The following is a 19,690-nucleotide window of genomic DNA, read 5'->3' as shown; positions in this document are numbered from 1 at the left end:
CGCCCAGGCCCCTCCTCTCCGATGAGCTGGCCGCTGCGGTGGCTCGGGTTCGCGCTCTGGTACCTCGGCGCGTTGGCACGCTCCTACGCCGATCTCATCCGCGACAGCGTCACGCCGGGCGTCAACTCGACCCCCGGCATCGTCGAGCTGGACACACGGTGCGTCCGGGACGCCGAGCTGACCTTCCTGGGCGTCCTCATCTCGCTCACCCCGGGCACCCTCACCATGGGCGCCGGCCACCGCGACGCGCACACGGCCCCCGCGACGCGGGTGATGTGGGTGCACAGCATGTACAACACCGACGCGGACGACGCCCGCGGCGACCTTCAGGAGATGGAGCGGCGCATGCTGCACGCCGTCCGCCGGAACGGGTTCCGACCGTGATCGGGCTCGCGATCACCGCGGTGCTCCTGGCGAGCACGCTGCCCGCGCTGATCTACCGGATGGTCGCCGGTCCGACCAGGGTGGACCGGGCTCTCGCGTCCGACTTCATCCTCTTCGTGACCATCGGTCTCATCGCCCTCGTCGGGGTGGCCCTGGCCAGCAGCGCGACCTTCGACCTGGTCCTGATCGCGACCGCCGTCGGGTTCCTCGCGACCCTCGCGCTGGCCCGCCTGATCACCGGACAGAAACGGTAGCGGCGATGTCACTGCTCGGTCAGATCCTCGCCGTGCTCGGCGGCCTGATCTTCCTCACGGCGGCCGTCAACCTGGTCCGCCTCCCCGACGTGTACACCCGCACCTCGGCCCTCACCACGGCCGCGGGGCTCGGGCTGGGCTTCGTCACGATCGGTGCCCTGCTCGTCGCGCCGACCGTGGCCGACACGGTCAAGGTCGCGCTCGCGGTGCTGCTCCAGCTCGCCACGAGCGCGGTGGCCGGCATGTACATCGCCCGCAGCGCCTACCTCACCGGCACTCCGCTCGCCGAACACACGCGCTACGACGAGCTCGCGACCTCGGCGGTGACCGAGGCGGACGAGAACCGGCGTGCCGGGCGAGGGCCCGTCAGCCGAGGTCCGCGGGACTGAACGCGCGCGGCTCGACGAGCACCAGCCAGTTGCCCGAGTTGTCCCGCATGACGGCCTCGATGCCGTAGGGGCGCTCGGAGGGCTCCTGGGTGAACTCGACGCCGAGCTTGCCCAGGCGCTCGTACTCCGCGCGGCAGTCGTCGGTGGTCAGCCCGAACCCACCCATGGAGCCGGCCGCGAGGGCGCGGCGGACGGCGCTCGCCATGTCCTCGTCCAGCGGCGGGCCGGGGACCATCAGCGTCACCTCGAGCTCGGGCTGCTCCGGGTGCTTGACCGTCACCCACCGGAAGCCCTCGCCCATGCGGACATCGGTGCCCTCCACGAAGCCCATCACGTCGCAGTAGAACGTCTTCGCCTCGTCCTGGTCGGTGACGTACAGCGTGACCAGCGAGATGTTGGTGATCATGCGGAGGATTCTCCTCGCGCCGGGCCGCCCCCCGGCTTCTCCGGAGTTGCTCGGTCCGACAGGCCGTGCATCATGACGAAGCAGCCCGGGATGCGCGGCGGCCCGGTGGGCGCCCAGCGCGCCTGGTACTCCGACGGGCTGCACCCCACGAGGCGGCGGAACCGCGTCGAGAACGACCCGAGCGCCGAGTACCCGACGAGCCAGCAGACCTCGGTGACGGTGAGGTTGGTGGCTCGCAGCAGGTCCTGGGCGCGCTCGACGCGGCGCTCGGTGAGGTAGGCGTGCGGGGTGCGGCCGTAGGTGCGGGCGAAGCAGCGCAGGAAGTGGAACTTCGACAGCCCCGCCGTGGCGGCGAGCGCGTCGAGGTCGAGCGACTCGGCGTAGTGCCGGTCGATGCGGTCGCGGGCGCGGCGCAGGCCGACGAGCAGGTCCTCGGGGACGACCATCGCCGTCACCCGGTCGCCGGCAGGGCCGCCCCGCGCCGGTCGGCGGCGAGGTCGGCGAGCGTCGGCGCCGTCGGGCCGTGGCGGCGCACCAGCGCCACGCCCCACAGCACGTAGGCGACGAAGCCGAGCTCGGCGAGCACCCCGATCCCGATCCGCGCCGCGGTCGGCAGCCCCGAGGGCGTCACGAACGCCTCGATCACCCCCGAGATCAGCAGCAGCACCCCCACCCCGAGCGCCACCCCGACGGTCGTGCGGCCCTGGCGCGCGAGCGACTCCGACCGGGTCAGCGGCCCGGGGTCGATCCACGCCCAGCCCAGCCGCAGTCCCGCCCCGGCCGCGACGAACAGGGCGGTGAGCTCGAGCAGGCCGTGGGGGGTGATGAGCCCGAAGAAGAGGTCGGCGCGGCCGTTGGCGGCGAGGATCCCGCCCGAGATCCCGATGTTGACGACGTTCTGCAGCAGCACATAGAGCACCGGCAGGACCAGCACGCCCGAGACGAGGCAGACCGCGGCGAGCCAGGCGTTGTTCGTCCACACGCGCGCCGCGAACGACGACGCGGGGTTCGAGCTGTAGTACGCGGCGAAGTCCTCCTCGACCAGCCGGCGGGTCTCCTCCGGCGGCAGGAGCGCGGCCTGGACGTCGGGGGAGCGCGCCACCCACACCCCGACCGCGACCATGACGACCGAGCACACCGTCAGCGTCGTCAGCCACCACCGCCACGACGCGGCGAGCGCGACGGCGAAGCCGACGCCGGCGAAGCGGGTGAGGTCGCGCCACGACGCCGTCGTCGACCCGGTGATCGCCGTGCGGGCCCGCGCGACCAGCGTCGAGAGCCGCGCGATCAGCGCCGGGTCGGGCGAGGTGGACCGCACGACCGACAGGTGGGTGGCGGTGCGCTCGTAGAGCGCGACGACCTCGTCGACCTCGGCGCCGGCCCAGCGCCGGCGGTCGAGCAGATCCGCCAGGCGGTCCCACTCGGGCCGGTGCGCGGCCACGTACGCGTCGACGTCCACGATCACCGATCCTCCCACCGAATCGGCGGCTCGCTGGCACGATGGCGCCGTGGACCGGGTGGTGATCGGCGAGGCCGTCGAGCTGGACGTCCGCACCGCCCGGCTGCCCAGCCGCGCGCTCGGCCTCGCGCTCGACGTGATCGTCATGAGCGCGCTGCTCGTTGCGGTGCTGCTGACGATGTCGCTGGCCGGGGCGGAGGTCGACGAGGCGCTCGGGGCGGCGATCAGCATCGTCGTCACCGTCGGCGTGTTCGTCGGCTACCCGCTGCTCTGGGAGACGCTGACCCGGGGTCGCTCGCCCGGGAAGTACGCCATGGGCCTGCGGGTGGTGCGCACCGACGGCGGGCCGATCGTCTTCCGCCACGCCCTGGCCCGCGCGCTGGCCGGCTTCATCGTCGACTTCGGGCTGCTCTCGCTGTTCACCGGGCTGATCGGGGTCGTGGTGTCGGCGAGCTCGGCGCGGGGTCAGCGGGTCGGCGACCTGCTGGCGGGCACCGTCGTCGTCCGCGAGCGGCTCCCGGGCTCGGCTCTCGACGGCCTCCCGCCCGCCGACCCGCGCCTGGCGGCGTGGGCCCAGCAGTGCGAGCTCGCGCTGCCCGACGACCTCGCCCTCGCCGCCCGCCAGTTCCTCGTCCGCGCGGACCAGCTCGCCGGCCCCCGCCGCGCCGAGCTCGCGGGACGCCTGGCCGTCGACGTCGCCGCCCGCGTGGCCCCGCCCCCGCCGCCCGGGATCCCGCCCGAGGCCTACCTGCTCGCGGTGCTCGGCGAGCGCCGGCGGCGGGAGAGCCAACGCCTCGGCGGATCGTCGTGGGCCGGACCTCCGACCCCCGGTTCCGGACCCGCGCCGGCGCCGGCCTCGCCGTGGGCCGCCGGTCGGCCGCCGGACGCGCCGGCGCCGTCGAGCTCGTCGGGCTTCGCGCCGCCGGGCTGAGGAGCCACCGGGCCGAGGACCGGGCCGCTCCACGGCGGACGCTTCGGACATCGCACCATCTCCTGGGCATCGACCGGCGCGGGCGGTACCCCCGGGGCCGGGGGCAGGGCGCCGCCTTGTCACGATCGGGCCGTGTCCTCCGACCCCGCCCCGACCCCGCACGCGGCCCCGGCGACGGCGACGGACGGCACGCCGGGCGCGGGCACCGAAGGGCGCCGCCCGCCCGGCATCGCCGTCGCCGCGCTGGTTCTCGGGGTGATGGCGCTGGTCAGCGCCTGGACCGGGTGGGGCGGGCTCGCGCTGGGCCTGCTCGCGGTGGTCGTCGCGCTCGCCGCGCTGGCCCGCCTGCGCGGTCGCCCCGGCCGGCGCGGGCCGGCGGCCGGGCTCGCGCTCGGGGTCATCGCGGTCGGGATCGCCGTCGCGGTCGAGTGGAGCACGCTCGCCGGGGCGGTCACCTACCTCGAGACCGGCGGGGTCCGGACCCTCGACGAGTGCATGCGCCAGGCGCAGAACGAGAAGGAACAGCACGTCTGCAAGTCCCAGCACCTCGACGAGTACCGCGCGCGCTACCCCGGCCGGCTCGACCCGTGAGCCGGCGCGCGCTGGTGGCGGGCGCGGCCGCGGTCGGCCTGCTCGCCGCGGCGGTGGCGGTGCTCGTCCGCGGCCCGCTCGGCTACCCCGAGCTCGGCCTGGCGGACCCGGGCACCGTGGTCCGGGTCCTCGTCCCGGTCCTGCGCACGGTCGTCGACCTCGCGGCCGCCGCAACCATCGGCGGGCTGCTCGTCGCGCTCGTCGTCGCGACGCCCGTCGCGGGCGCGGGCGCGTTCAGCGACACCGGCGGACGTGCCCTGCGCGTCGCGCGCGGGGCGGCCTGGGTCGGCGCGGGCGCCGCGGCGCTGTCGGTGCCCGCGACGCTGGCCGACTCGACGGGCGGGCGGCTCCCGCTCGGCCCGGACCTCGTCACCGTCATGCTGGCGCGCGGCGAGCCGGTGAGCTGGCTCCTCGCCGCCGTCCTCGGCGTCGTGACGGCGGTCGCGGCGGGTGAGGTCCGGCGCTGGAGCGGCGGCGCGGGCGTGCTCGCCCTGGCCGTGGCGGCGCTGCTGGTCCCGGTGGCGACCGGGCACGCGGCGGACGGCGTCGGCCACGACCTGGCCCTGCCGGCGACGGCCGGGCACGTGGTCGCCGCCGCGGCGTGGACCGGCACGCTCGGGGTGCTCGCCCTGGTCGGGGGGGACGCGAGAGCGCGGTGGCGGGCCGCGCGGATCGGCACGGCGGCCGGCGCGGTGACGGTCGCCTCGGGGGTGCTCGCCGCGGCCGTCGCCCTCACCGGTCCCGGTGGCCCGGCCGCGGGCCTCGACTGGACGGTCCTCGTCGCGCTCACCGCCGCGCTCTCCGTGCTCGCGGGCGGCGTCCTGTGGCGCCGCCGCACGGGGCGTGCGGCCTGGCCGGTCGAGCTCGCGGTCCTCGCCGTCGTCACCGGCCTGTCGGCGGTCGCGACGCGCGCGGTGCCGCCGGTCCAGGCGCCCGGCGCCGCGAGCACGCCGACCGCGGTCCTCGGCTACGGTCTCGCGGCCCGGCCGACCCCGACGGTCCTCCTCACCTCCTGGCGACCCGAGCTCGCCTCGCTGACGCTGGCGGTCCTCCTCGCCGCGCTCTACACCGGAGGACTGCGCCGGCTCGCCCGCGAGGGCGCCCGGTGGCCGCTCGGGCGCAGCGCCGCGTGGTTCGCGGGGTGCGCGCTGCTCGCCGTCGCCACGTCGTCGGGTCTGGGGCGCTACGGGCCGGCCGTGCTCAGCGTGCACATCGCGGGCCACATGCTCGTCGCCACGGCGGTGCCGCTGCTCTGGGTGCTCGGGGCGCCGGTGGTCCTCGCGCGCCGGACGGTGCCCGAGGCGCCGCCGGGGGGACCGGAGGGCCCGGGGGAGTGGCTCGAGCACCTGCTCGCGGCGCCGACCCTGCGCTGGGCGAGCCACCCCGTGGTGGCGCTCGTGCTCGTCGTCGGCTCACCGGCGCTGCTCTACCTCACCCCGGTGTTCGCGCTGACGCAGCCGCTGGGCTGGCTGCAGCCGCTCATGACGCTGTGGTTCCTGCTGGTCGGGGTGCTGTTCCTCGGCCCGCTGGTCGCCGGGCCGCCGGACGGGCCGGGCCTGCCGCACCTGGCGCGGCTGACGTTCCTGCTGGCGTCGATGCCGGTGCACGCGCTGGTCGGGCTGGCGCTGCTGGCCGCGGACCACCCGGTGTCGCGGACGCCGGTGCTGCCCGCCGACGGGGGCAGCGGGCAGCTCTTCGTCGACGACTTCTTCGTGCGGCTGCGCCTGCCGTGGGCGCCCGACCTGCTCGCCGACCAGCACCTCGCCGGCGTGCTGACCTGGCTGCTCGGCGACCTCCCGCTGCTCGCCGGGGTGGTCGCGGTGCTGTTCGCGTGGTCGCGGCACGCCCGCACCGAGCACGCCGACGTCCTCGTGGGGCTGGGATCACGCTGAACCGTCCCACGATGTGGGAGAGCTTTCCTGCGGAGTGGTCCTCGATAGCGTAGACAAGCACCCGTGCGATCCCGCCGACGCTGGGCCGTCCTCGCCGCGGGCGTGGCGGCGCAGACCGCCGCGTCCGCCGTGGTGTACGGCGTGCCGTTCCTCGTGCCGAGCCTGCGCGACGAACGCGGGCTCTCCCTCGCCGCGGTCGGCGTGGTCGTCGCGGCCCCCACGCTCGGGCTCCTGGTCGCCCTGATCGCCTGGGGCGCGGTGGTCGACCGGGTCGGCGAGCGCCTCCCGATGGCGATCGGCCTCGGCGCGTGCGGGCTCGTCACCGGCGGGCTCGCGCTGCTCGCGCCGTCGTCGCTGACGCTCGCGGTCGCCCTGCTGGTGCTCGCCGGCATCGGGGCGGCGTCGGTGAACGCCGCGAGCGGGCGCCTGATCATGGGCTGGTTCGACGTCGAGGAGCGCGGCCTCGCGATGGGCATCCGGCAGACCGCGCAACCCCTGGGCGTCGCCGCGGCCGGGCTCGTGCTGCCGACCCTCGCCGCGCGCGAGGGCTCGCTGCCGGCCCTGGGCTGGCCGGCGCTCGCCTGCGTGGTGTGCGCGGTCGTCGTCGTGCTCGTCGCCGCCGACCCGCCCCGCGCCCCGCGCGCCGCGGGCGAGGCCCCGCCGGCCTCGCCCTACCGCAGCGCGGTCCTGCCCCGGGTGCACGCGGCGAGCGCGCTGCTCGTGCTCCCGCAGTTCGCGGTGTCGGCGTTCTCGCTGGAGTACCTGGTCCGCGAGCAGGGCTGGTCGCCCGGCCCGGCGGGCGTGTTCGTCGCCGTCGCGCAGCTCGCCGGGGCGGGCGGGCGGATCGCGAGCGGCTGGTGGTCCGACCGCGTGGGCTCGCGGCTGCGTCCCATGCGCCTGCTCGCCATCGCCAGCGCCGGCGTGCTGCTCGTCTTCGCGCTCGGCGACCTCACCCTCTGGCTGGTCGCGGTGGCCGCCATCGCCGCCGGCTCGGTCATCACCGTCGCCGACAACGGCCTCGCCTTCACCGCCACCGCCGAGATCGCCGGCACCGCCTGGTCCGGGCGCGCCCTGGGCGTGCAGAACACCACCCAGAACATCGTCGCCACGGCCGCGCCGCCGGTGCTCGGCGCGATCATCGGCGTCTCGAGCTACGCCGCCGGGTTCGCCCTCGCCGCCCTGGCGCCGCTCGCGGCCATCGTCGTCACCCCGGTGGCGTCCGAGCCCGTCCCGGAGCGGGTCGCCGCCCGCGCAGCAGCGGGTCCGGCGGCCCCGGACGGCGGAGACTGACCGGGTGCCCTGGACCATCCGCCGCGCGGTCGACGCCGACGCCGACCGCATCGGCGAGATCACCGTCGCCGGCTGGCGCCACGCCTACCGCGGCATCGTCGACGACGACCGGCTCGACGCGCTCGACCCCGCCGAGGTCGCCGAGCGGCGCCGGGAGGTGATCGCCGCACCCGAGCCGATGGCGGTGTTCGTGGCCGACGACGAGCAGGGCCGGGTGCGGGGCTACTGCACCGTCGGCCCGTCGACCGACCCCGACCTCGCCGGCGACACCACGACGACGAGCGGCGTCCTCTACACCCTCTACCTCGACCCCGAGGTCATCGGCACCGGTGCGGGCGGGCTGCTCCACGACGCGGGCGTCGCGCACCTCGCGACGGCCGGGTTCGCCCGGGCCACGCTGTGGGTCTACACCGCGAACACGAACGCCCAGGCGTTCTACGCCCACCGCGGCTGGTACGCCGACGGCGAGCCCTACCAGGGGCCGGGCTGGTCGGCGCCCGCCACGCGGTGGGCCAGGGACCTCGTCTAGACAGCGGCCGTCAGACCAGGAACCGGAACGCGGGCGACCCCGGCTCCAGCGCCTCGATCTGCAGCGGCGAGCGGGCCATGCGCTCGAGCAGGGGCTCGAGGTCGTCCCGGGCGCCGATCTCGACGCCGACCAGCGCCGGGCCCGACTCGCGGTTGTCCTTCTTGACGTACTCGAAGCGCGTGACGTCGTCGTCGGGGCCCAGCACCTCGTCGAGGAAGCGCCGCAGCGCGCCGGGCTCCTGCGGGAACTCGACGAGGAAGTAGTGCTTGAGCCCCTGGAAGCGCAGCGAGCGCTCGATGACCTCGGCGTAGCGCGAGACGTCGTTGTTGCCGCCGGAGAGGACGACGACGACCCGCTCGCCCGGCACGAGGTCGAGGCCCGGGCCGTCGGGCCGGATCGCGGCCCCGGCGAGCGCGCCCGCGGGCTCGGCGATGATCCCGTCGGTCTGGTAGAGCGCGAGCATCTCGGTGCAGACCAGGCCCTCGTCGACCGCGACGAGCTCGGCCCCCGAACGGCGGATCAGCGGGTAGGTCACGGCGCCGGCCTTGCGCACCGCCGCGCCGTCGACGAACCGATCGAAGCCGTGCTCGTCGAGCACCACCGGGCTGCCCGCGTGCAGGGCGGCGGCGACGTTGCGCGCCCCGGCGGGCTCCACACCGACGACGCGGGTGCGCGGGTGGGTGGCCTGCAGCCAGGTGGCGGTGCCGGCGAGCAGCCCGCCGCCGCCGACCGGCACGACGACCGTGTCCGGCGCCTCGCCGCCGAGCTGCTCGACGATCTCGGCCATCACCGTGGCCTGGCCGGCGACGGTGCGCGTGTCGTCGAAGGCCGGCACGAGCGTCGCGCCCGTCTCCTCGGCCCACCGCGTCGCCGCGGCCGACGACTCGTCGTAGGTGTCGCCGTCGACGACCAGGTCGATCATCCCGCCGCCGAGCGCCACGATCCGCTCGCGCTTCTGGCGCGGCGTCGTCGACGGGATGACGACGCGCCCGGCCACCCGGTGCGCCGCGCACGCGAACGCGAAGCCCTGCGCGTGGTTGCCGGCGCTGGCGCACACGACGCCGGCGGCGCGGGACTCCCCGTCGAGCTGGCTGATGAGGTTGTAGGCGCCGCGCAGCTTGTACGAGCGCCCGACCTGCAGGTCCTCGCGCTTGAACCACACCTCGGTGCCCGTGGCGGCCGACAGGCGGGCGTTGCGCTGCAGCGGGGTCCGCTCGGCAATGCCCGACAGACGCTCCGACGCCTCGAGCACCTGCTTCTCGAAGGTCGTACCGCCGCCGCGCGCCATGGGTGTCCCGCTCCTGTCCTGTCGGCTGTCACCAGGGGTTTCGGTCGATGGTAGGTGTCCCCCGATGCGCCGTCCGGCCGTACCCCGGGAGATGCCCGGGTCGCGTACGTCGAGATGCTGACGACAGCGGCGTCGCAGGCCCCTAGCGTGCCCGGGGTGACCCTGGATGTCCGGTCGTGGCGGCCGCCCGCGACCGACGTCGCCCTGGCCGCGGCGCTCGCGGTCGCCACGGTCCTCGGCACGGTGCTGGTCGCCCGGCCCGACGACCGTCCCTGGTGGCCCGGCGGCGCCGCCCTCATCGTGGCCGCCGCCGCGACGCTGGCCTGGCGTCGCCGCGCCCCCGTGCTCGTGCTCGCCTCGACGCTGGCGACCGTCGCGCCCTACTACTGGATGGCGTATCCCGACGGGCCGGCGTCGCTGATGGTCGCCGTCGCCATGTACACCGTCGCGACCCGGCTGAGCTGGCCGCGCTCGGCGGCGATCGGGGTCGTGCTCTTCGCGGTGTGGGTCACCCTCGACCGGCTGGTCTCCCTGCGCGACGGCTCCGTGGAGGCGCCCGACCGCGACCGCTTCATGTGGATCATCGTCACCGTGGCCGTCGGCGTCGCCGTCGGGGGCCTGCGGCGCGCCCAGACCGCGGCGACCGAGCAGGCCCACGAGCAGGCCCGCCGCCGGGTGGAGCAGGAACGGCTGCGCCTGGCCCGCGAGGTGCACGACGTCGTCTCGCACAGCCTCGCGATGATCGCCGTGCAGGCCGGCGTCGGCGCCCACGTCGCCGACCGCCGCCCCGAACAGGCCGTCGCCGCGCTGCTCGAGATCAAGGAGGCCAGCCGGGCGGCGCTCGCGGAGCTGCGCACCACGCTCGACGTGCTGCGCGAGTCCGAGCCCGCCGACGCGCCCGGGCTCGCGCGCCTCGACGAGGTGGCGCGGGTCGCGGGGCTGGCGGGCGTCGAGGTCGAGGTCCGGGGGAGCGCGGGGCGCCCCGACCCGGCGGTCGACGGCGCGGCGTTCCGGATCGTGCGCGAGGCGGTCACCAACGTCGTGCGCCACGCCCGGCAGGCGCGCCGGGTCGTCGTCGACCTCGCCCACGACGGCGACGACGTGCGGGTCCGGGTGGCCGACGACGGCGGGCCGGTCGACGCCGTGACACCGGGGCACGGCCTGCGGGGCCTCGCCGAGCACGCCGCCGCCGTGGGCGGTCGGTCGACGGTGGCGCCCGGCCCGGACGGGGTGGTCGTCGAGGCGGTGCTGCCGGCGGTGTCGCGGTGATCACCGTGGCGCTGGCCGACGACCAGCAGCTCGTCCGCGCCGGCCTGCGCGTCCTGCTCGAGACCGAGGACGGGTTCACCGTGGTCGGCGAGGCGTCCGACGGCGAGGAGGCGGTCGCGCTCGCGCGCGCCGGCCGTCCCGACGTCGTCGTGATGGACGTCCGCATGCCCGGCGTCGACGGGCTCACCGCGCTGGAGGCGATCGTCGCCGACCCCGCCCTCGCGGCCACCGCCGTGCTCGTCCTGACCACCTTCGACCTCGACGAGTACGTCTACCGGGCGCTGCGCGCCGGCGCCTCGGGCTTCCTGCTCAAGGACGCCGAGCCCGCCGACCTCGTGCGCGCCATCGCGCTCGTGGCCCGCGGCGACGCGCTGCTGGCGCCGACCGTGACCCGCCGGCTCATCGGCGAGTTCGCCCGCCGGCCCCAGCCGCACGTGTCCGCGGCGCGCCTGGACGTCCTCACCCCGCGCGAGCGGGAGGTCCTCGCGCTGGTCGGCGCCGGGCTGACCAACGACGAGATCGCCGCGCGCCTGGTGATCAGCACCGCGACCGCCCGCACCCACGTCGGGCGCCTGCTCACCAAGCTCGACGCCCGCGACCGCCCGGCCCTCGTGGTGATCGCCTACGAGACCGGGGTGTGCGCTCCGCGCAGGTGAGCACCTCGGAGTGCTGGAGCACTCCTTTCTGCTCACGAGCGCGGAGCGCACCTCGGGGTCGCTACGCCCCGCGGCGTACGCCGGGGACACGTCGTCGCGCGGACGCCCCGGCAGTCCCCTCCCGGCGACGCTGCGCCCGTGTCCCCCCTGTCCCGGCGCTCCTTCCTCGGCGCCACGCTCGCGGCCGGCGCCGCGGCCGGGCTCGCCGCGGCCGGCTGCTCCACCGCCGCGCCGCCGGTCCGGCCCCGGACGCCCGCGCGCCCGCTCGCCATCCCGCCGCTCGCGCCGTCGTCGACCGACGGCCGCGGTCGGCGGGTGTTCGCCCTGACCGCCGCGCCCGGCACCTCGACGTTCCTCGACGGCCTCGCGACCCCGACCTGGGGCTACGGCGGCCTGCCCTTCGGCGGGCCGACGATCCGGGCCCGGCGCGGTGAGGAGGTCGTCGTGCGCGTCACCAACCGCCTGCCCGAGACCACGACCACCCACTGGCACGGCATGACCCTCCCGGCGCGCATGGACGGCGGCCCGCACCAGCCGATCGCCCCCGGCGCGACCTGGGAGGCGTCGTGGCGCGTCGACCAGCCCGCGGCGACGCTCTGGTACCACCCGCACCCGCACGGGGCGACCGAGCGCCACGTCCACCGTGGCCTGTCCGGCGTCTTCCTCGTCGACGACGACGTGCCCGTCGCCCTGCCCGACCGCTACGGCGTCGACGACGTCCCGGTCGTGCTCACCGACCGCAGCTTCACCGCTGACGGCGCCTTCGACGAGCAGCACCGCAACGCCGTCGGCCTGCTCGGCGACACGGTGCTGGTCAACGGCACGGTCGCGCCCTTCCTCGACGTGCGCACCACCCGCGTGCGGCTGCGGGTGCTCAACGCCTCCCCGGCGCGGAGCTACCGGATCGGTGTCGGGTCCCCGGTGACCCTCGTCGGCACCGACGTCGGCCTGCTCCCGGCGCCACGCATGATCGACGACGTCCTGCTCACGCCGGGGGAGCGGGCGGAGATCGTCGTGGACTGCACGCCGGGTCGGCGGACGGTGCTGCGCTCGCGGCCCGACGACCTGGGCGCCGTCAACGGCGTCGCCGCGGCCGCCGGGGGTGCCGATGCCTTCGATCTCCTCGAGCTCCGCCCCGCCGAGCGGCTGGCGCCCGCACCCGCGGTGCCCGCCCTGCTGTCGCGGGAGACGCCGCTGGTCGAGGGACCGACGGTGCGGCGCTTCGTCCTGTCGAACAACCGCATCAACGGCCTCGCGATGGACATGACCCGCGTCGACGAGGTGGTGCCCGTCGGCGCGACCGAGACCTGGGAGTTCACCAACCGGCACACGCTGCCGCACAACATCCACGTCCACGACGCCCGCCTGCAGGTCCTCGACGGGCCGGCCGCCGGGCGTGCGTGGAAGGACACGGTCGCCGTCGCGCCGGGGACCACCGTGCGGGCGCTGGTGCGCGTGGGCCCGTACGCCGACCCGGCGGTGCCCTACATGCTCCACTGCCACCTGCTGCGTCACGAGGACGACGGCATGATGCTGCAGTTCCTCGTCGTCGGACCGGGTCAGCGGCCGGCGACGACGATCGCGGCGGGGCACGACCATGGGTGACGGCGGAGCGTTCCGGGCGCTCTTCCGGGTCGTGGTGGTGCTGCACGCGGCGATGGCGCTGGTCCAGCCGGTCACGGCCGGCGCGGTCCTGCAGGCCTCGACGCTCGGCCTGACCGTGCACCAGGCCGTCGGCGGCGTCCTGCTGCTCGTGGCGTTCGTCCAGGTCCCGGTCGCGGTGCTCGCCTGGCGCCCGGGGCGGCTGCCGGCCTGGCCGATCGCGGTGTCGGCGGGCCTGGTGGTGCTCGAGACGGCGCAGGTCGCGCTGGGCGCCATGGGCGTGCTGGCGGTGCACGTCCCGCTGGGCGTGGGGATCGTCGGCGCGGCGGTGGGGCTGGCGTGGTGGGCGGTGCGGGCGCGGCCGGTGGCCCGGCCGGCGCGGGGACCCGCGATCGCGAGCGCTACCGCGTCCGCCGGGCGAACGGTACGGTGAAAGGTATGGCGACGCGGAAGGCGACGTTCTCCCTCGACGCGACGGCGCTCGCCCTCGCGGAGGCCGCCGCCGCGCAGGCCGGGACCTCGACGTCGGCGTGGCTCTCGGCAGCGGCCCGGCGCGAGGCGGTCCGCCAGGGCGCGGGCACGCGCTGGGGCGACCCGCAGGCCGACGCCCTGGCCGACGACGCCGACCTCGCCGCCGCGGAGGCCGACATCCGTGCGACGGGGTGAGCTCCGCCGCTACACCCGCCCCTCGAGCCCCGGGGTCGTCCGGACCGTCGTCCTGCTCTCCAGCGACGGCGTCCAGGACTCGCCGCGACCGTGGCTGCTCGGGCTCGAGCTCCGCGACCACGACCCCGGCGACATCCTCGCCGTGCCCGTCGAGGGCGGCCGCTTCGCCTACGCGGGCGACCTGAACCGGCTCTACCGGGCCTGGGTCGGCGAGCGGGTGGGCGCCCTCGACGCGACGACGCTGTCCCGGCTCGACGGAGCGCTGCGCGCCGCCCTCGACCTCTGACGGTCGTCCGCGCCCTCCCGAGCGAGCTCCCGGCGTGACGCGTCGGCCGGCTGGGCCGCCCGGGCCACGTCGGCGAGTCGATATCCTCGACGGCGCACGGCACGGACACACCGCGGGAGAGGACGCATGAGCGAGACGATCGAGTTCCAGGCCGAGGCCCGCCAGCTGCTCCAGCTGATGATCCACTCGATCTACTCCGACAAGGACGTCTTCCTGCGCGAGCTGATCTCCAACGCCTCCGACGCGCTGGACAAGCTGCGCCTCGAGTCCTATCGCGACAAGGACCTCGAGGTCGACACGTCGGATCTGCGCATCGAGCTGGCGCAGGACGCCGAGGCCCGGACGCTGACCGTCCGCGACAACGGCATCGGGATGACGCGCGACGAGGTCGTCGAGCTGATCGGCACCATCGCGAAGTCGGGCACCGCCGAGATGCTCGCGCAGGTCCGCGAGTCGCAGGAGGACAGCGCCGAGGGGCTGATCGGTCAGTTCGGCATCGGCTTCTACTCGAGCTTCATGGTCGCCGACCGCGTCGAGATGGTCACGCGCAGGGCCGGCACCAGCGAGGGCGTGCACTGGGAGTCGACCGGCGAGGGCACCTACACCCTCGAGCCCGTCGAGGACGCCCCGCAGGGCACCGCCATCACCCTGCACCTCAAGGCCGAGGACGCGGAGGACAGCCTCCACGACTACGCGAAGCCCGACGTCGTCCGGCGCATCGTCAAGCGCTACTCGGACTTCATCACCTGGCCCATCCGCCTGGTGACCGACGAGGACGAGGGCGAGAGCGGCCCGATCAACTCCCGCCAGGCGCTCTGGGCGCGGCCGCGCTCGGAGGTGACGGACGAGGAGCTCACCGAGTTCTACCGCCACGTCAGCCACGACTGGCAGGAGCCGCTGGAGACCATGCGGCTCTCCGGCGAGGGCACCTTCGAGTACCAGGGCCTGCTGTTCCTCCCGAGCCACGCGCCGATGGACCTGTTCATGCGCGAGGCGCGCCGCGGGGTGCAGCTCTACGTCAAGCGCGTGTTCGTCATGGACGACTGCGAGGCGCTCGTCCCCGAGTACCTGCGCTTCGTCAAGGGCGTCGTCGACGCCGCGGACCTCTCGCTCAACGTGTCGCGCGAGATCCTCCAGCAGGACCGCCAGATCCAGGCGATCCGCAAGCGGCTGGTCCGCAAGGTGCTGCAGACGGTGGCCGCGCTGCAGGAGAACGAGCCGGAGAAGTACGCGACCTTCTGGACCGAGCTCGGCCGGGCCTTCAAGGAGGGCCTGCTCACCGACCCGGACAACCAGCAGGCGATCCTCGCCGCGAGCTCGTTCCCGTCCACCCACTCGCCCGACGGGAACACCACGCTCGCGGCCTACATGGAGCGGATGCCCGAGGGCCAGGAGTCGATCTACTACCTCACCGGCGCGACGCGCGCGAGCATCGAGAACTCCCCGCACATCGAGGCGTTCCGGGCCAAGGGCTACGAGGTCCTCCTGCTCACCGACCAGGTCGACGAGGTCTGGACCGACGCCGTGAGCGAGTTCGACGGCACCCCGATGGCCTCGATCGCCAAGGGCGACGTCGACCTCGGCGGCGACGACGACAGGCCCGAGGGCTTCGACGAGCTCCTGACCTGGATGGGCACCGAGCTCGCCGACGACGTCAAGGAGGTCCGCCTGTCGTCGCGGCTGACGAGCTCGCCGGCCTGCCTCGTCGGCGACCCCGGCGACATGTCGCCGATGCTCGAGAAGATGTACCGGGCGATGGGCCAGGAACCGCCGGTGACCAAGCGGATCCTCGAGCTCAACCCCCAGCACGGGCTGGTCAGCGGCCTGCGCGAGAAGCAGGGTGCCGGCGAGGCCGACCCGGACGTCGCCCGCCTGCTCTACGGCATGGCGCTGCTGGCCGAGGGCGGCGATCTCAAGGAGCCGACGGCGTTCGTCAACACGCTGGCCGAGCGTCTGCAGAAGACGCTCTGATGGCGGACAGCGTCCTCCTCGGCGTCGACAGCTTCGTCGCCCGCGTCACCGACCCCGACACCGAGCGGGTCGTCGGCCCCGAGGAGCGCTTCTCCCACCTCCTCGACGAGATCGCGCTCGCCGACCGCGTGGGCCTGCACTCCTACGGCATCGGCGAGCACCACCGCAGCGAGTACTTCGACGCCGCGCCGCCGGTGATCCTCGCCGCGGCCGCCGCGCGCACCGAGAACATCCGCCTGCGCAGCGCGGTCACCGTGCTGTCGGCGGCCGACCCGGTGCGGGTGTTCCAGGAGTTCGCGACGATCGACCTCATCTCGCGCGGCCGGGTCGACCTCGTCGTCGGTCGCGGGTCGTTCGTCGAGGCGTTCCCGCTGTTCGGGCTGGCCTTCGAGGACTACGACGACCTCTTCACCGAGAAGCTCGACCTCCTGCTGAAGATCAACGAGTCGCCGACGGTGACCTGGTCGGGGAAGCACCGCCCGGCGCTGAGCGAGCAGCCCGTCTACCCGCGGCCGTCGCAGGAGCGGCTGCCGATCTGGGTGGGGGTCGGCGGCACGCCCGAGTCGTTCGCCCGGGCCGGGCTGCTCGGGCTGCCGCTCATGATCGCCATCATCGGCGGGGAGCCGAAGCAGTTCGCACCGCTCGTCGACCTCTACCGGCGCGCCGGCGAGCACGCCGGACACCCGGCGGAGGCGCTGCGGGTGGGCCTGCACTGCTTCGGCTTCGTCGGCGACGACGTCGCGAAGGCCACGAACGCCTTCTACCCGGGGTGGGAGGAGATGTTCACGACGGTGGCCGCCGAGCGGGGCGGGATGCCGCCCACGCGCCGGGCCTTCGACGCCATGCGCGGGCCGGACGGGGCGTTCTTCGTCGGCGACCCGAGGACGGTGGCGGACAAGGTCCTGCGGGTGTCCGAGCAGCTCGGCGGCGTCGAGCGCATCAACCTGCAGATGACCAACCCGCGCCTGCGCCACGCGGACCTGCTGCACTCCATCGAGCTGCTCGGGACCGAGGTCGCGCCGCTGGTGGCGAAGGGCTGACAGCCCGGGAAAGCCTGGGGCGACCCTCGAGGGAGGCACGCCGTGGGCCGGGTGGCCGCGCTGTACGTCGCGCCCGAGCGGAAGGCGCCGATGGTGCCGGTGGTGAGCGTGGAGGCCGAGGCCGGCAGGGGCCTCGTCGGCGACCGGCACCACGGCTCGCGGCACCGTCACGTGTCGGTGCAGAGCCGAGACGAGCTCGCGGCCGCGACGGCGGCGTACGGGGCGCCCGTGCCCGAGGAGCTGACCCGCCGCACGCTGACCCTCGACCACGGCGCGGTGCCGACGACGCCGGGCGCGCGGCTGGTGGTCCGCGGCGAGGGGGGCGACGTCGTGCTGGAGGTCGTCCGCCGCGCGGCGCCGTGCCGGGTGATGGACACCGAGATCGGCCCCGGCGCCCGGGCCGCGCTGCACGACCGCGGCGGGTCGATCTGCCGCGTGCTCACCTCGGGCACGATCGCCGTCGGCGACGCGGTCGAGCTCCCCGACGCCTAACGGCTCGCGCAGGGCCCGACGGTGGCCGCGACGCCGTCGTGGTCGGAGCCGGGCAGCGGGAAGCGCCGCGCGTCGTCGCCGCACCACCCGGGCCCCGCGAGCAGGTGGTCGATGCGCAGTCCGAACAGGCGCCACTGCGTCACCGATGTCGGCCCGGCCCAGGTGGAGCGCATGGCGTCGACGAGGCCCTGGTCGACGAGCAGGCGGTAGTCGCGGGCGCGGTCGGTCGAGTTGAGGTCGCCGGCGACGACGACCGGGCCGGGCTCGCGGGTCACGCGCTGGGCCGTCTCCTCGACCAGACGGCGGTGCTCGGCGGGCGTGGCCTGGTAGCTGCCGCTGCCCGTCCACCAGGGCCGGGGCACGTGCATCGCGTAGAGCACGAACGGTGACCGGCCCTCGACCGCCACGCGCAGCCCCGGGAAGTCGGGGCCCTGAGCCTCCAGCAGCCGCACCGGGGCCCGGCTGTACACCCCCACCGACGGGGTCCCGTCGACGAAGGCGCGGAACGGGTAGGCGGCGTCGAGGGCGGCGTCGATCCGCGGGGAGTTCTCGACGACGACCAGCACCTCGGCGTCCGCCGCGCGCAGCGCCGGCACCGTGGACGAAAGGCCCGTGACGTTGGCGCTCGCGACGGCGACGCCCCGGTCGGGCACCACCGGCCCGGCGTCCTCGGGCGTCCACGGCCCGACCACCGCGACCGCGCCGACCAGCACCAGCGAGACGGCGGTGACGACGCCCCACCACCGCCCGAGGGCGACCGACGCCACGGCCGCGAGACCCACCAGCAGGGGGAGCACGATCGCGAGGGTGTCGCCGACGAGGCCCAGCCCGTCGCGCAGCGGGAACCACGCCCAGGGCAGCGCCGCGAGCAGCAGCCACCACCACGGCGAGGACCGGAGACGACGGGAGGGCGCCGTCCCGACGGTCTCCCGCTCCACCTGATCGACTGTACCGATCAGGAACGGCGTCGGCGGCTCACCGGAGCCGGCACACCTCGAACGTCGCGCCCGCGGCGTCGGCGAGGGTGGCCCGGGAGTCGTCGCGAGCGAGCACCGAGCCGCCCGCCGACCACGCGGCGCCCACCGCGGCGTCGACGTCGCCCACCCCGAACACCGGGAGCCAGTGGGGGAGCGCGTCGCCCGCGAGCGCGAGCTCGGCGAGCGGCCCGTCGGGCCCGTGGCCGACGAGCCGGCCCGGCGCCCCGTCCTCGACCCAGCGCCACCCGAGCAGCTCGCGGTAGAACGTGCGCGTGGTGCCGGGCTCCGCCGACGCGGCCCTTGCCCAGCACAGGCGACCGGGTGCGGGGTCCGGCACCGGGTCGTCGGACTCCCACAGCCCGACCACCGCCGCCCCGGCGTCGAGCACGACCGCGAGCCGCCCGCCCGTGCGGTCGTCCTCGGGCTCGTGCAGGACCTGCCCACCGAGCTCCTCGGCGGCCTGGACGGCGGCGTCCACGTCGTCGACGGCGAGGTAGAGCGTCCAGGCCGGTGGAGTGGCGGCGCCGGGGGAGCCCAGCGCCGCGACCGCGACGCCGTCGTGGCGCAGGACACGGTGCTGGTGGTCGGCGAGCACCGCGTGGTCCCCCGTCCACCCCAGCACCGCGGCGTAGAAGCCGGCCGCCGCGTCAGGGTCGTCGACGTCGAGCTCGGCGAAGCACGGGACACCGCTCATCGCGCGCCAGTGTGGCCCGCGCCCCCGGCGACGGGAAGCGGCGTCAGACCGGCCCGGCGAAGTCGACGAACGCGCCCGGCGCCTCGTCGCTGCCCGGGAGGTCCTCGCCGGCCGGGGTCTGGTCGGCCTTGGCGACCTCGACCGTGACGTCGGTGGGCCCGGGGTCGGGCAGGGCGAAGCGCACCGGGAAGGTCCGCGTCTCGCCGGGTGCGAGGGTCCCGTCGGGCCCCTCGTCGACGGCCGGGGCCTCCCGGTCCTCGGGCTCGCCCGGCACCGACGCGTCGAACCCGAACCGGGACAGGTCCTCGGGCGCCGGCGTGCCGTTGCGGACGGTGACGGCCACCTCGAGGCTGCGCGGGAACGGCGTCCCCGGCGGCGGCGGACCGACGACCGGCGCCGCGACGGTGACCGTGTTGCCGTCCGGGAAGGTGTGCGTGGTCCCGAAGGCGAGGGGCTCCACCTCGGGGGCGGCGTCGTCGGCGCCCGGCGCCGACGGGGCCTCCGCCGTCGCCGGGACCGGCGCCGGGCTCGCGGAGGGCGCCGGCGGCGCCGGGGTCGACGAGCACGCCGCGCCGAGGACCAGCAGGGCGGCTGCCAGCCCGGCGAGCACGGACCTCGGCACGC

The 19,690-nt window shown here is 75.8% G+C and carries 24 protein-coding genes; 17 read left to right on the top strand and 7 right to left on the bottom strand.

The features are described 5' to 3' along the window. Window positions 1-21: 21 nt before the first annotated feature. From ACYX4T_RS05560 to ACYX4T_RS05550, 3 genes are read left to right on the top strand one after another with little or no spacing between them, the layout of a single operon-like run. Window positions 22-384, top strand: coding sequence for a Na+/H+ antiporter subunit E (locus tag ACYX4T_RS05560; RefSeq protein ID WP_476013575.1), 363 nt, complete (start codon window positions 22-24; stop codon window positions 382-384). Beyond that, on the top strand, window positions 381-638 hold the full coding sequence (locus ACYX4T_RS05555) for an MrpF/PhaF family protein (protein WP_476013574.1): 258 nt from the start codon (window positions 381-383) through the stop codon (window positions 636-638). Before ACYX4T_RS05560 ends, ACYX4T_RS05555 begins: the two co-directional genes overlap by 4 nt. A 5-nt stretch (window positions 639-643) precedes the next feature. Next, the gene (locus ACYX4T_RS05550) at window positions 644-1,027 is read left to right on the top strand and encodes a cation:proton antiporter (RefSeq protein ID WP_476013573.1); all 384 of its coding nucleotides are present in this window, start codon (window positions 644-646) and stop codon (window positions 1,025-1,027) included. On the opposite strand, the gene ACYX4T_RS05545 is transcribed toward ACYX4T_RS05550, so the two are convergent. Genes ACYX4T_RS05545 through ACYX4T_RS05535 form a run of 3 tightly spaced genes read right to left on the bottom strand, consistent with a single transcriptional unit; the run spans window position 1,005 to window position 2,892 of the window. Beyond that, window positions 1,005-1,433: a VOC family protein gene (locus tag ACYX4T_RS05545; protein ID WP_476013572.1), complete on the bottom strand. Its 429-nt coding sequence runs from the start codon at window positions 1,431-1,433 to the stop codon at window positions 1,005-1,007. The genes ACYX4T_RS05550 and ACYX4T_RS05545 overlap by 23 nt on opposite strands. Beyond that, window positions 1,430-1,879 carry a helix-turn-helix transcriptional regulator gene (locus tag ACYX4T_RS05540; RefSeq protein WP_476013571.1) on the bottom strand — a complete coding sequence of 150 codons (450 nt, stop codon included), beginning with the start codon at window positions 1,877-1,879 and terminating at the stop codon, window positions 1,430-1,432. The genes ACYX4T_RS05545 and ACYX4T_RS05540 overlap by 4 nt, the downstream gene beginning before the upstream one ends. 5 nt (window positions 1,880-1,884) lie before the next feature. Next, window positions 1,885-2,892, bottom strand: coding sequence for a stage II sporulation protein M (locus ACYX4T_RS05535; protein WP_476013570.1), 1,008 nt, complete (start codon window positions 2,890-2,892; stop codon window positions 1,885-1,887). Between the two features lie 49 nt (window positions 2,893-2,941). Between ACYX4T_RS05535 and ACYX4T_RS05530 the strand changes: the two genes are divergently transcribed. From ACYX4T_RS05530 to ACYX4T_RS05510, 5 genes are all read left to right on the top strand, one after another. After that, entirely contained in the window at window positions 2,942-3,823 is an 882-nt protein-coding gene (locus ACYX4T_RS05530) for an RDD family protein (RefSeq protein ID WP_476013569.1), read from the top strand. 132 nt (window positions 3,824-3,955) lie between these two features. Then, window positions 3,956-4,414, top strand: coding sequence for a hypothetical protein (locus tag ACYX4T_RS05525; protein WP_476013568.1), 459 nt, complete (start codon window positions 3,956-3,958; stop codon window positions 4,412-4,414). Beyond that, window positions 4,411-6,306 carry a cytochrome c oxidase assembly protein gene (locus ACYX4T_RS05520; protein ID WP_476013567.1) on the top strand — a complete coding sequence of 632 codons (1,896 nt, stop codon included), beginning with the start codon at window positions 4,411-4,413 and terminating at the stop codon, window positions 6,304-6,306. The genes ACYX4T_RS05525 and ACYX4T_RS05520 overlap by 4 nt, the downstream gene beginning before the upstream one ends. A gap of 63 nt (window positions 6,307-6,369) precedes the next feature. Next, entirely contained in the window at window positions 6,370-7,596 is a 1,227-nt protein-coding gene (locus tag ACYX4T_RS05515; protein ID WP_476013566.1) for an MFS transporter, read from the top strand. 4 nt (window positions 7,597-7,600) lie between these two features. Next, entirely contained in the window at window positions 7,601-8,125 is a 525-nt protein-coding gene (locus tag ACYX4T_RS05510; protein ID WP_476013565.1) for an N-acetyltransferase family protein, read from the top strand. 10 nt (window positions 8,126-8,135) lie between these two features. Here the strand turns inward: ACYX4T_RS05510 and ilvA are convergent, their stop codons facing one another. Further along, the gene (ilvA, locus tag ACYX4T_RS05505; RefSeq protein ID WP_476013564.1) at window positions 8,136-9,413 is read right to left on the bottom strand and encodes a threonine ammonia-lyase IlvA; all 1,278 of its coding nucleotides are present in this window, start codon (window positions 9,411-9,413) and stop codon (window positions 8,136-8,138) included. Window positions 9,414-9,569: 156 nt separating this feature from the next. Between ilvA and ACYX4T_RS05500 the strand changes: the two genes are divergently transcribed. The 9 genes from ACYX4T_RS05500 to ACYX4T_RS05460 all read left to right on the top strand — a co-directional run bounded on the left by ACYX4T_RS05500 (window position 9,570) and on the right by ACYX4T_RS05460 (window position 17,395). After that, window positions 9,570-10,682 carry a sensor histidine kinase gene (locus ACYX4T_RS05500; RefSeq protein ID WP_476013563.1) on the top strand — a complete coding sequence of 371 codons (1,113 nt, stop codon included), beginning with the start codon at window positions 9,570-9,572 and terminating at the stop codon, window positions 10,680-10,682. After that, window positions 10,679-11,338, top strand: coding sequence for a response regulator (locus ACYX4T_RS05495; protein ID WP_476013562.1), 660 nt, complete (start codon window positions 10,679-10,681; stop codon window positions 11,336-11,338). Before ACYX4T_RS05500 ends, ACYX4T_RS05495 begins: the two co-directional genes overlap by 4 nt. Before the next feature lie 138 nt (window positions 11,339-11,476). Further along, entirely contained in the window at window positions 11,477-12,943 is a 1,467-nt protein-coding gene (locus ACYX4T_RS05490; protein ID WP_476013561.1) for a multicopper oxidase family protein, read from the top strand. Continuing rightward, window positions 12,936-13,373 (top strand): hypothetical protein, encoded by a 438-nt coding sequence (locus tag ACYX4T_RS05485; RefSeq protein WP_476013560.1) that lies wholly within the window; start codon window positions 12,936-12,938, stop codon window positions 13,371-13,373. The genes ACYX4T_RS05490 and ACYX4T_RS05485 overlap by 8 nt, the downstream gene beginning before the upstream one ends. A 5-nt stretch (window positions 13,374-13,378) precedes the next feature. Beyond that, window positions 13,379-13,606 carry a hypothetical protein gene (locus ACYX4T_RS05480; RefSeq protein WP_476013559.1) on the top strand — a complete coding sequence of 76 codons (228 nt, stop codon included), beginning with the start codon at window positions 13,379-13,381 and terminating at the stop codon, window positions 13,604-13,606. Next, complete coding sequence (locus ACYX4T_RS05475) at window positions 13,593-13,892, top strand: hypothetical protein (RefSeq protein ID WP_476013558.1); 300 nt, start codon at window positions 13,593-13,595, stop codon at window positions 13,890-13,892. Before ACYX4T_RS05480 ends, ACYX4T_RS05475 begins: the two co-directional genes overlap by 14 nt. A 126-nt stretch (window positions 13,893-14,018) precedes the next feature. Beyond that, on the top strand, window positions 14,019-15,863 hold the full coding sequence (gene htpG, locus ACYX4T_RS05470) for a molecular chaperone HtpG (RefSeq protein WP_476013557.1): 1,845 nt from the start codon (window positions 14,019-14,021) through the stop codon (window positions 15,861-15,863). Further along, a complete protein-coding gene (locus ACYX4T_RS05465; protein ID WP_476013556.1) occupies window positions 15,863-16,903 on the top strand; it encodes an LLM class flavin-dependent oxidoreductase in 1,041 nt (346 codons plus the stop codon). Before htpG ends, ACYX4T_RS05465 begins: the two co-directional genes overlap by 1 nt. Before the next feature lie 42 nt (window positions 16,904-16,945). Next, entirely contained in the window at window positions 16,946-17,395 is a 450-nt protein-coding gene (locus tag ACYX4T_RS05460) for an MOSC domain-containing protein (protein ID WP_476013555.1), read from the top strand. Here ACYX4T_RS05460 and ACYX4T_RS05455 read toward each other — a convergent pair. From ACYX4T_RS05455 to ACYX4T_RS05445, 3 genes are read right to left on the bottom strand one after another with little or no spacing between them, the layout of a single operon-like run. After that, a complete protein-coding gene (locus ACYX4T_RS05455) occupies window positions 17,392-18,333 on the bottom strand; it encodes an endonuclease/exonuclease/phosphatase family protein (RefSeq protein ID WP_476013554.1) in 942 nt (313 codons plus the stop codon). The two genes, ACYX4T_RS05460 and ACYX4T_RS05455, sit on opposite strands and share 4 nt — an antisense overlap. A 37-nt stretch (window positions 18,334-18,370) precedes the next feature. After that, window positions 18,371-19,066, bottom strand: coding sequence for a VOC family protein (locus ACYX4T_RS05450; protein WP_476013553.1), 696 nt, complete (start codon window positions 19,064-19,066; stop codon window positions 18,371-18,373). Between the two features lie 43 nt (window positions 19,067-19,109). Continuing rightward, on the bottom strand, window positions 19,110-19,688 hold the full coding sequence (locus ACYX4T_RS05445; RefSeq protein WP_476013552.1) for a hypothetical protein: 579 nt from the start codon (window positions 19,686-19,688) through the stop codon (window positions 19,110-19,112). Window positions 19,689-19,690 lie beyond the last annotated feature (2 nt).

It is taken from the genome of Actinomycetospora sp. ABD4_176 (assembly GCF_056311855.1).
Note: the sequence above shows the minus strand (reverse complement) of the source record. Positions and strands in the feature narration are given on the sequence as shown.

Coding starts and splice junctions, on each gene's coding strand:
- ACYX4T_RS05560 (WP_476013575.1), top strand. CDS start 22: ATGAGCTGGCCGCTGCGGTGGCTCGGGTTCGCGCTCTGGTACCTCGGC.
- ACYX4T_RS05550 (WP_476013573.1), top strand. CDS start 644: ATGTCACTGCTCGGTCAGATCCTCGCCGTGCTCGGCGGCCTGATCTTC.
- ACYX4T_RS05545 (WP_476013572.1), bottom strand. CDS start 1,433: ATGATCACCAACATCTCGCTGGTCACGCTGTACGTCACCGACCAGGAC.
- ACYX4T_RS05540 (WP_476013571.1), bottom strand. CDS start 1,879: ATGGTCGTCCCCGAGGACCTGCTCGTCGGCCTGCGCCGCGCCCGCGAC.
- ilvA (WP_476013564.1), bottom strand. CDS start 9,413: ATGGCGCGCGGCGGCGGTACGACCTTCGAGAAGCAGGTGCTCGAGGCG.
- ACYX4T_RS05485 (WP_476013560.1), top strand. CDS start 12,936: ATGGGTGACGGCGGAGCGTTCCGGGCGCTCTTCCGGGTCGTGGTGGTG.
- ACYX4T_RS05480 (WP_476013559.1), top strand. CDS start 13,379: ATGGCGACGCGGAAGGCGACGTTCTCCCTCGACGCGACGGCGCTCGCC.
- htpG (WP_476013557.1), top strand. CDS start 14,019: ATGAGCGAGACGATCGAGTTCCAGGCCGAGGCCCGCCAGCTGCTCCAG.
- ACYX4T_RS05465 (WP_476013556.1), top strand. CDS start 15,863: ATGGCGGACAGCGTCCTCCTCGGCGTCGACAGCTTCGTCGCCCGCGTC.
- ACYX4T_RS05450 (WP_476013553.1), bottom strand. CDS start 19,066: ATGAGCGGTGTCCCGTGCTTCGCCGAGCTCGACGTCGACGACCCTGAC.